This is a genomic window from Paraburkholderia sp. LEh10, from assembly GCF_017814945.1.
In the GTDB taxonomy this organism is placed as follows: Bacteria; Pseudomonadota; Gammaproteobacteria; order Burkholderiales; family Burkholderiaceae; genus Paraburkholderia.
Genome location: NZ_JAGIPX010000062.1, coordinates 37,757 through 47,659, shown reverse-complemented (window position 1 = coordinate 47,659; position 9,903 = coordinate 37,757). Strand labels below are relative to the sequence as shown.

General features: G+C 64.4%; 10 protein-coding genes. 6 read left to right on the top strand and 4 right to left on the bottom strand.

The features are described from left to right. Positions 1-274: hypothetical protein (locus J8I87_RS34690; protein WP_209936798.1), on the top strand; the 274-nt coding region annotated here is incomplete at its 5' end. Here the strand turns inward: J8I87_RS34690 and J8I87_RS34685 are convergent. The 4 genes from J8I87_RS34685 to J8I87_RS34670 all read right to left on the bottom strand — a co-directional run bounded on the left by J8I87_RS34685 (position 261) and on the right by J8I87_RS34670 (position 3,702). Next, a complete protein-coding gene (locus J8I87_RS34685; RefSeq protein WP_209936797.1) occupies positions 261-1,040 on the bottom strand; it encodes a peptidylprolyl isomerase in 780 nt (259 codons plus the stop codon). The two genes, J8I87_RS34690 and J8I87_RS34685, sit on opposite strands and share 14 nt — an antisense overlap. A 10-nt stretch (positions 1,041-1,050) precedes the next feature. Next, positions 1,051-1,362: a BolA family transcriptional regulator gene (locus J8I87_RS34680; RefSeq protein ID WP_209936796.1), complete on the bottom strand. Its 312-nt coding sequence runs from the start codon at positions 1,360-1,362 to the stop codon at positions 1,051-1,053. A 1-nt stretch (position 1,363) separates the two neighbouring features. Continuing rightward, complete coding sequence (locus J8I87_RS34675) at positions 1,364-1,894, bottom strand: septation protein A (RefSeq protein ID WP_209936795.1); 531 nt, start codon at positions 1,892-1,894, stop codon at positions 1,364-1,366. A 290-nt stretch (positions 1,895-2,184) separates the two neighbouring features. Beyond that, on the bottom strand, positions 2,185-3,702 hold the full coding sequence (locus J8I87_RS34670) for a protein adenylyltransferase SelO (RefSeq protein ID WP_245254369.1): 1,518 nt from the start codon (positions 3,700-3,702) through the stop codon (positions 2,185-2,187). A gap of 37 nt (positions 3,703-3,739) precedes the next feature. Here J8I87_RS34670 and J8I87_RS34665 point away from each other — a divergent pair, with 37 nt between their 5' ends. The 5 genes from J8I87_RS34665 to J8I87_RS34645 all read left to right on the top strand — a co-directional run bounded on the left by J8I87_RS34665 (position 3,740) and on the right by J8I87_RS34645 (position 9,861). Continuing rightward, positions 3,740-3,931, top strand: coding sequence for a hypothetical protein (locus J8I87_RS34665; protein ID WP_209936792.1), 192 nt, complete (start codon positions 3,740-3,742; stop codon positions 3,929-3,931). After that, positions 3,928-5,637: a 3-(methylthio)propionyl-CoA ligase gene (locus J8I87_RS34660; RefSeq protein ID WP_209936791.1), complete on the top strand. Its 1,710-nt coding sequence runs from the start codon at positions 3,928-3,930 to the stop codon at positions 5,635-5,637. Before J8I87_RS34665 ends, J8I87_RS34660 begins: the two co-directional genes overlap by 4 nt. Positions 5,638-5,808: 171 nt before the next feature. Next, positions 5,809-7,893: a 3-hydroxyacyl-CoA dehydrogenase NAD-binding domain-containing protein gene (locus tag J8I87_RS34655; protein WP_209936790.1), complete on the top strand. Its 2,085-nt coding sequence runs from the start codon at positions 5,809-5,811 to the stop codon at positions 7,891-7,893. Positions 7,894-7,931: 38 nt separating this feature from the next. Then, the gene (pncA, locus tag J8I87_RS34650) at positions 7,932-8,558 is read left to right on the top strand and encodes a bifunctional nicotinamidase/pyrazinamidase (RefSeq protein ID WP_209936789.1); all 627 of its coding nucleotides are present in this window, start codon (positions 7,932-7,934) and stop codon (positions 8,556-8,558) included. Between the two features lie 124 nt (positions 8,559-8,682). Further along, positions 8,683-9,861 carry an acetyl-CoA C-acyltransferase gene (locus J8I87_RS34645; RefSeq protein ID WP_209936787.1) on the top strand — a complete coding sequence of 393 codons (1,179 nt, stop codon included), beginning with the start codon at positions 8,683-8,685 and terminating at the stop codon, positions 9,859-9,861. Positions 9,862-9,903: the final 42 nt, after the last annotated feature.

Sequence of the window (9,903 nt, the reverse complement as noted above, 5' to 3'; positions counted from 1 at the left end):
CCGCGGCAAAGAAAGTAAGTGCCGCCCCGCACAGGGGCAACACCTGCGCCGCGAGGCGCTATCGCGGATGCCAGCGAAGGGCGAGGCGAACCACATCGCGCATGCCCGCAAAGGGGCAAAGCGAACCGCATCGCGTCAAGCCCGTGCAGAGGGCAAAGCAAACCCCAATACAAACGCCGTCGCGCAGACAACAAAAACACTCCAACCCAAAAAGAAAAAGCCGCCCGCAGGCGGCCTTCCTCGCGATACAGCAAAAAACTTTACTGAATCTTAGCCTTGGACCGCAGGTCCTCCTCAAACGCCTGCAGCTTCTCCTGCTGCATCTGCTGCGCGATCTGAGCCTTCACCTGCTCGAACGGCGGCGGCGGCGTCTGGCGCACGTCGTCCACTCGAATGACGTGCCAGCCGAACTGTGTATGCACCGGCTCATCCGTCATCTGGCCTTTCTGCAGCTTCTCCGCCGCCGCGGCGAATTCCGGCACATAAGCCTTCGGGTCCGACCAGTCGAGGTCGCCGCCGTTCTTGCCCGAGCCCGGGTCCTTCGAGAACTGCTTCGCAAGGTCTTCGAAGCTCGCGCCGCCCTTGATCTTCGCGATCAGGTCTTTCGCCTGCTGCTCGTTGTCAACGAGGATATGGTGCAGGTGATATTCCTTGCCGCCGATCTGCTTGACCAGCTCGTCATACTTCGCCTTCACTTCGGCGTCAGTCGGCTGGTTCTTCTTCAGGTAGTTCTCGATCAGCGCGCGCAGCACCACCGTCTGCTGCGCAACAGCCACCTGCGCCTTGACTTCGGGCTTCGAAGGAATGCCTTCGCGAATCGCTTCCTGCATCAGGATTTCGCGATTCACCAGCTCTTCGCGCACGGCCTGTTGCAGCTTCGGCGAATCCTGTTGACCCTGCTGCACGAGTTGCTGGATCAGCGCATCGGCGCGCGACTTCGGAATCGGCGTGCCGTTGACGACGGCGATGTTCTGTGCGAATGCAGGCGCTGCTGCGAATGCAGCCAGCAAGACCCCGTAGCGGGTGTGTTTCAAGGTCATCGGAAGTTTCCTAACGGGACAGCGAATTGAATTCTTCTGGCGTGTAAGCCGTGATGGCGAGAGCGTGAATGCCGCGTTGCATGGCATCGGCCAGCGCATCATACACCATGCGGTGCCGCGCCACGCGAGCCTTGCCGGCGAAGGCGGCGGCCACGATCGTCACCGCGTAGTGGCCGCCCGCCGAAGCGCCCGCATGGCCCGCATGCAGCGCGCTGTCGTCGCGCACGGTGATTGAATCGACGGGCGCGAGCGCCGATCTGATGCCCGCCTCGATCAGCGCGATGCGCTCGGCAGGGCTGGCGTGAAGGAAAACGTCGCTCATGTCATTCCTCCTTCATATACTTCGACAGCCACAGGCTCTGCCCGACGATGAACACGACGAGGCAGCCCGTCGCGCCGAACAGCTTGAAGTTGACCCACGCATCAGTGGAAAAGTTGTATGCGACGAACAGGTTGAGGACGCCGAGCAGCACGAAAAAGATCGCCCATACGTAGTTCAGCTGGCCCCAGATGCGATGCGGCAACTGGATCTGCTTGCCCATCATCGCCTCGATCAGATTCTTGTTGAATGCGAGCGCGGAGACCACCAGCGCGACGGAGAACGCCCAGTAGAGCACGGTCGGCTTCCATTTGATGAACGTATCGTTGTGCAGCACGAGCGTCGCGCCGCCAAACACCGTGACGACGCCGAGACTCACCCACAGCATCGGATCGACCTTGCGGTGACGGAACGCAACCCACGCGATCTGGACCAGCGTCGCGGCGATCGCGACGGCCGTCGCCGTGAAAATGCCCCACACCTTGTACGCAACGAAGAACAGGATGATCGGGAACAGATCGAACAGAAATTTCATTGTCGGGTCGGGAATCCGGAGAGGGTTGGGCGCATCGTGCGCGCGGTCTGTGAGGTCGGGAGGACGGCTGTCGAATCACGGCGAACCCCGGGCTGAAAGACGCCGGCAGACGTCCTCGGGCGCCGGCGCTTTCGTCCAGCCTTCGCCCGCGCCGACGGCAAACCGGAGCGCGAGTGACGCTATCTGGGCTCGAATTGTAGCGCAGCCCGCTCGATGCGGTCCGGGTAGCCGGCCGGCGTGCGAACGACCCGCAAAAGGCCGCCGCCGGACGCCCTGATTTCTCGCTGCACTTACGACGAGCAGCTCACTTCCAGCGACGAAGCCCAGTCGGGCGGCAGTCCCGCATACGCTTCGTGCTCGGGCTGCTCGTCGAACGGGCGGCGCAGCACGGCGGCGAGCCGCTCGACCTCGGAGAAATCCTTTTCCTTCGCCTTTTGGATCGCCGTCTCGGCGAGGTGATTGCGCAGCACGTACTTGGGATTCACGCGGTTCATCGCTTCGGCGCGCGCGGCGTCGTCACGCGTTTCATGCGACAGCCGCGCGCGGTAGTCGTTCGCCCAGGCGTCGAAAGCCGCGCGGTCGAGAAACAGGTCGCGCACGCCCGCGTCGCCGCTTGCATCGTGCTTCGACAGTTTCGACAGATTCCGGAACGTCAGCGTGAAGTCGGCCCGGTTGGCGTGCATGATCTCGAACAGCTTGTTCGCAAGGGCATCGTCGCCTTCGCGCCCGGTTTCGAGTCCGAGTTTCGCGCGCATGCGCGCTTCGAGGGCCGGCGCGAAACGCGTCTTGAAGCCTTCGAGCACCCGCTGCGCGTCCTGCACGGCGCGCTCGCTGCGCTGCGCGTCGGCGTAACGCTCGCCAAGCAGCGGCAGCAAGCCCTGCGCCAGACAAAAAAGATTCCAGTACGCGATCTGCGGCTGCATCCGGTATGCGTATCGGCCCTGCGAGTCCGAGTGATTGCAGATGTGATTCGCGTCGAAGCCGTCCATGAAGCCGAACGGGCCGTAGTCGATGGTGAGGCCGAGGATCGACATGTTGTCGGTGTTCATCACGCCATGACAGAAGCCGACAGCCTGCCATTGCGCGATCAGGTCGGCCGTCGACAGCACGGCTTCTTCAAGCAGCGCGAGATACGGGTCTTCCGCCTGGCGGCACGCCGGATAGAAGCCGTCGATCACGTGATCGGCCAGCGCGCGCAGCGCATCGACGCGATCGTTCGCGTAGAAATGCTCGAAATGGCCGAAGCGTACGAAGCTCGGCGACACGCGCGTGACCACGCCCGCCGTCTCGATCTCTTCGCGGCGCACGGGGTGATCGGAGCCGATCACACAGAGCGCGCGCGTCGTCGGGATGCCGAGATGATGCATCGCCTCGGAGCACAGATACTCGCGAATCGACGAACGCAGCACCGCGCGTCCATCGCCCATGCGCGAATAGGGTGTGCGTCCGCCGCCTTTGAGCTGCAATTCGAAGCGCTGGCCGTCATGCTCGACTTCGCCGAGCGTCAGCGCGCGTCCGTCGCCGAGCTGCCCCGCCCACACGCCGAACTGATGCCCCGAGTACACCGACGCATACGGCAGCGATGCCGACGGCCAGTCGCGCGTCGTGTTGCCCGAGAAGAACTCGGCGAAGCCTGGCGCGCTTGCCAGCGATGCATCGAAACCGAGCATCGCGGCGACATCGGGCGCAAAGCCAACCACATACGGCGCGGGCAGCGGCGCGGCCGGCAGGCGTGTCAGAAAGACGTTGCCGAGCGCCGCGAAGCTGCCGCCGCGCTGGCTGTCGATGGCGCCTGCCGCCGTCGACATCGGACCGGATAACCCTGCATTGCATGGGGAAAACGACATGTTGAGCGCCTCTTTATTAACCGATATTGTAATTCCGCGCCTGCCGCGCTGCAGCGCGCGCATCCGCCGCGCGCATCGAACGCGCTTCGATCCGATGCGCGGCCTTGCTCAAGGGTGCACACAAAGGTCAAAACTGCATTCGAACGACAACACCAGCCAGCACAAACCACTGGGAGACACCTGCGTATGACGACGCCGCTCTATGGACAGATGATGGACGTGCCGCTGACGGTTCCTTCGTTGCTGGCGCATGCGTCACGCCACTTCGGGACAACGGAGATTGTGTCGAAGCGCATCGAGGGCGACGTGCATCGCTACACGTACCGCGACTGCGAAAAGCGCGCGAAGCAGCTCGCGCAGGCGCTGATCGCGCTGGGCGTCGAAGCGGGCGAGCGGATCGGCACGCTCGCATGGAACGGTTACCGGCATCTGGAGGCGTACTACGGCACGACAGGCTTCGGCGCCGTGTGCCACACGATCAACCCGCGGCTCTTTCCCGATCAGATCGCCTATATCGTCAACCACGCCGACGACCGCTACGTGCTGTTCGACATCACGTTTGCGCCGCTCGTCGATGTGCTCGCGCCGCAGTGCCCGAACGTGCGCGGCTGGATCGCGCTGACGGACGTGGCGCACATGCCGCGCATGTCGACGGCGGCATCGAGCTACGAAGCGCTGCTCGCGCAGCAGGACGGCGCTTTCGACTGGCCGCCCATCGACGAGCGCAGCGCGTCCAACCTTTGCTATACGTCGGGCACGACGGGCAATCCGAAGGGTGCGCTGTACTCGCATCGCTCGACGGTGCTGCACGCGTTCGGCGCATCGCTGCCGGACGCGATGGGCTTATCCGCGCGCGATTGCGTGCTGCCCGTCGTGCCGATGTTCCACGTGAACGCATGGGGCATTCCGCACGCCGCGCCGCTGACGGGCGCCAAGCTCGTGTTTCCGGGCAAGGATCTCGACGGCAAGTCGCTGTACGAACTGATGGAAGCGGAGCGCGTCACGTATTCCGCGGGCGTGCCGACCGTGTGGCTCGGCCTGCTCAACCATCTGCGCGAAGCGGGCGTGCGGTTTTCGTCGCTGGAGCGCACGGTGATTGGCGGCTCGGCGTGTCCGCCCGCAATGCTCAAGACGTTCCAGGACGTCTACGGCGTCGAGGTGATCCACGCGTGGGGCATGACGGAGATGTCGCCGCTCGGCACGCTGTCGAAACTCACCTGGGAGCAGACGCAGCGCTCGCCCGACGAGCAGCGCAAGCTGCGCGAAAAGCAGGGGCACGTCATATACGGCGTCGACATGAAGATCGTCGGCGAAGACGGTTGCGAGCTGCCGTGGGATGGTGTCACATTCGGCGACCTGCACGTGCGCGGGCCGTGGGTGATCGACCGGTATTTCCGCAACGACGCGTCGCCGCTCGTCGACGGCTGGTTTCCGACGGGCGATGTCGCGACGATCGACAACGACAGCTTCCTGAACATCACTGACCGCAGCAAGGACGTGATCAAGTCGGGCGGCGAGTGGATCAGCTCGATCGACGTGGAGAACGTCGCGATCGCGCATCCGGGCGTGGCGGAAGCGGCGTGCATCGCATGCGCGCATCCGAAGTGGACCGAGCGGCCGCTGCTCGTCGTCGTGAGACGCCCTGACGCCGACGTGACGCGCGACGCACTGCTCGCGTTCTACGAGGGCAAGGTCGCGAAATGGTGGATTCCCGATGACGTCGTGTTCGTCGACGAACTGCCGCACACGGCGACGGGCAAGCTGCAAAAGCTCAAGCTGCGCGAGCGGTTCCGCGATCACGTGCTGCCGTCGGCGCTGGCCGTCGACGACTGTCCGTTCGACGAGGAAGCGCTCGCCGAACGACACGCTAGAGGCAATAAAGCCAATCCTTTGTAGACCTCGGGTTTACGCCGACCGCAGAAGCGGATCACCCGAATTGAACGGGCGTGCTTTTTTGTGTATTCTGCCGTCTATCGTTAAAGAACGGTGAAACAGCGGACAATAGTTCGGATGTTCCCGTCTGAGCCGCACGCTCGACGCGCGGCTTCATCGCATGGAGGCAGGCAGATGGCAGTGGACTACAGGACACAGGACGGCGTCGCCGTCATCACGCTAGACAATCCCCCCGTCAACGGCCTCGGCCTGTCGACACGCACGGGCATCATCGAAGGCGTCGAGCGCGCGCAGAACGATCCCGCCGTCAAGGCGATCGTGCTGACGGGCGCAGGCAAGGCCTTTTCGGGCGGCGCCGACATCACCGAATTCAACACGCCGAAAGCGCTGCAGGAACCGACGCTCATGACAGTCATCAAGGCCGTCGAAGGCAGCGCGAAGCCGGTGGTCGCCGCGATTCACAGCGTCGCGATGGGCGGCGGCCTGGAACTCGCGCTCGGCGCGCATTATCGCGTGGCGGCGCCGGGTGCGCAGATCGCGCTGCCGGAAGTGAAGCTCGGCATCCTGCCGGGCGCGGGCGGCACGCAGCGGCTGCCGCGCGCGCTCGGACTGGAAGCGGCGCTCAACATGATCGTGTCGGGTGCGCCCGTAATGTCGGAGAAGCTTGCGGGCACGCCGCTCTTCGACCAACTGGTCGAAGGCGATCTGATGGAAGGCGCGCTCGCGTTCGCACGCAAGGTGGGGGCGCAGAACGGCCCGCATCCGAAGATTCGCGATCGCAAGATCGAGCATCCGAATGCGGCGGGTTTCATCCAGTTCGCGCGCAATAGCGTCGCTGCCGTCGCGAAAAATTTCCCGGCGCCGCACAAGTGCATCGATGCAATCGAAGCGGGCGTGCTCAAGGGCTTCGATCACGGCATGAAGGTCGAGCGCGAGTGCTTCCTCGCACTCGTGCAGACACCCGAGAGCAAGGCATTGCGTCATGCGTTCTTCGGCGAGCGTGCGGCGAGCAAGATTCCCGATGTGCCGTCCGATACGCCCATGCGCGACGTCAAACAGGTGGCCGTGATCGGCGCGGGCACGATGGGCGGCGGCATCGCGATGAACTTCGTCAACGCGGGCGTGCCCGTGAGGCTGCTGGAAACGAAGCAGGACGCGCTCGACCGTGGCCTCGCGACGATCCGCAAGAACTACGAGGCGACCGTCAAGAAGGGCAAGCTGTCGATGGAAGCGCTCGAGCAGCGGATGGCGCTCATCACGCCGACGCTCTCGTATGACGACCTGAAAGACGCCGACCTCATCATCGAAGCCGTGTTCGAAGAACTCGGCGTGAAAGAGCAGGTGTTCAAGCGTCTCGACGAAGTCGCGAAGCCGGGTGCAATCCTCGCATCGAACACGTCGACGCTCGATCTGAACCGGATCGCCGCGTTCACGAAGCGTCCGCAGGACGTGGTCGGCATGCACTTCTTCAGCCCCGCGAACGTGATGAAGCTGCTCGAGGTCGTGCGCGGCAAGGACACCGCGAAGGACGTGCTCGCCACCGTGATGAAGGTCGCAAAGAAGATCAGGAAGACGGCCGTGGTGTCGGGCGTGTGCGACGGCTTCATCGGCAACCGGATGGTCGAGCAGTACATCCGTCAGGCGCTCTTCATGCTCGAAGAAGGCGCGCTCCCCGCGCAGGTCGACAAGGCGATCGAGAAGTTCGGCTTCGCGATGGGTCCGTTCCGCATGAGCGACCTCGCGGGCAACGATATCGGCTGGGCGATCCGCAAGCGCCGTTACCAGGAATGCCCCGGCATGCACTATTCGAAGATCGCCGACCGTCTGTGCGAGGCGGGCCGCTTCGGGCAGAAGACGGGCGGCGGCTGGTACGACTACAAGGCGGGCGATCGCAACGCGTATCCGTCGAAGCAGATCGACGAAATGATCGTCGCGTTTTCGAAGGAGCGCGGCGTCGAGCGGCGCAAGATTTCAGACGAGGAGATCGTCGAGCGGCTCGTGTTCGCGCTCGTCAACGAAGGCGCGAAGATCCTCGAAGAGGGCATTGCGTCGAAGGCGTCGGACATCGACATGGTCTATCTGACGGGCTATGGTTTCCCGCTGTGGCGCGGCGGCCCGATGCTGTACGCGGATACCGTCGGCCTCTATAACGTGGCGCGCGCGATCCGCCGCTACGCCGCACAGCCGAACGGCGACGCGTGGCAGCTTGCTTCGGGTATCGCCGAAAGGGCTGAGCAAGGACGCGGGTTCACCAGCTGAACGCACGCGGCCTGTCGTGTAAGCGCAAGGAAACAGCGATGAAAGGTGCCAACGAAGTTCTGCTCGTCGTCGACGTGCAGTACGACTTCATGCCGGGTGGCGCGCTCGCGGTCGCGCGCGGCGACGAGATCGTGCCGCTCGTGAACCGGCTCGCGCGCCGTTTCAGCCATGTCGTGCTGACCCAGGACTGGCATCCGCCGTCGCATGTTTCGTTCGCCGCGAATCACGCGGGCCGTCAGCCGTTCGAGACGATCACGCTGCCGTACGGCGAGCAGGTGCTGTGGCCGACGCATTGCGTGCAAAACACGCCGGGTGCCGCGTTGCATGCGGATCTCGACATACCGCACGCGCGCGCCGTGATCCGCAAGGGACATCACGCGGACGTCGACAGCTACTCGGCGTTTCTCGAAGCCGACCGCAAGACGCCGACGGGGCTCGCGGGCTATCTGCGCGATACGGGCGTGACGCGCGTGTGGTGCTGCGGCCTCGCGACCGACTATTGCGTCGCGTGGTCCGCACTCGACGCGCGCGCAGCGGGTTTCGAGTTCGCCGTGATCGAGGATGCGACCCGCGCGATCGATCTGAACGGTTCGCTCGACAACGCGTGGCGCGACATGCGCGCCGCGGGTGTCGAACGCGTGCAATCGGCCGATCTGCTCGCCTGAGCGATGCGCCTTTCATCGCGCTTTTGCCCGCGCGAACCACACGCACTCATTGAAACGCAACCCATGCTGGATGGGACGGGAGTCAGCGCCAGGGCGCTCACTCCCATCGAAACAGGAGACTTGCATGACTGACGCCGTAATCGTATCGACTGCCCGCACGGGTCTCGCCAAATCGTGGCGCGGCGCGTTCAACATGACGCATGGCGCGACGCTCGGCGGGCACGCGACGAAAGCCGCCGTCGAACGCGCGAAGATCGACCCGGCGCGTGTCGAAGACGTAATCATGGGCTGCGCGAATCCGGAAGGCGCGACGGGCTCGAACATCGCGCGGCAGATCGCGCTGCGCGCCGGGCTGCCCGTGTCGGTGCCGGGCATGACGGTGAACCGCTTCTGCTCGTCGGGCCTGCAAACCATCGCGCTCGCGGCGCAACGCGTAATCGCGGGTGAAGGCGAGGTGTTCGTCGCGGGCGGCGTCGAGTCGATCTCGTGCGTGCAGAACGAAATGAATCTGCACATGCTGCGCGACGGCTGGCTGATGGAGCACAAGCCGGAAATCTACTGGTCGATGCTGCAGACGGCGGAGACCGTCGCGAAGCGCTATTCGATCTCGAAGGACCGCCAGGACGAATACGGCGTGCAGTCGCAGCAGCGCGCGGCAGCAGCGCAGGAAGCGGGGCGCTTTACGGACGAGATCGTGCCGATGACGGTGCTCGCCGGCGTCGCCGACAAGGCGAGCGGCCGCATGTTCACGAAGGAAGTGACGATTGCCGCCGACGAAGGTATCCGCGCCGATACGACGCTCGAAGGCGTGTCGAAGATTCGCACGGCGCTGCCGGGCGGTGTCATCACGGCGGGCAACGCGAGCCAGTTCTCGGACGGCGCGTCGGCATGCGTCGTGATGAACGCGAAGGTTGCGCAACGCGAAGGACTTCAGCCGCTCGGGATCTTCCGTGGCTTTGCGGTCGCGGGCTGCGAGCCGGACGAAATGGGCATCGGCCCGGTGTTCGCCGTGCCGAAGCTGCTCAAGCAGGCGGGCCTGAAGGTCAGCGATATCGACCTGTGGGAACTGAACGAAGCGTTCGCCGTTCAGGTGCTGTATTGCCGCGACAAGCTCGGTATTCCGAACGAACGCCTGAACGTGAACGGCGGCGCAATTGCCGTCGGGCATCCGTACGGCGTGTCGGGCGCGCGGCTGACGGGGCACGCGCTGATCGAAGGCAAGCGGCGCGGCGCGAAGTTCGTCGTGGTGACGATGTGCATCGGCGGCGGCCAGGGCGCGGCGGGGCTGTTCGAAGTCGTTTGATTCAGGTTGTCCTAGCCGGTTGAGAAAGCTCGCGTGTCAGAA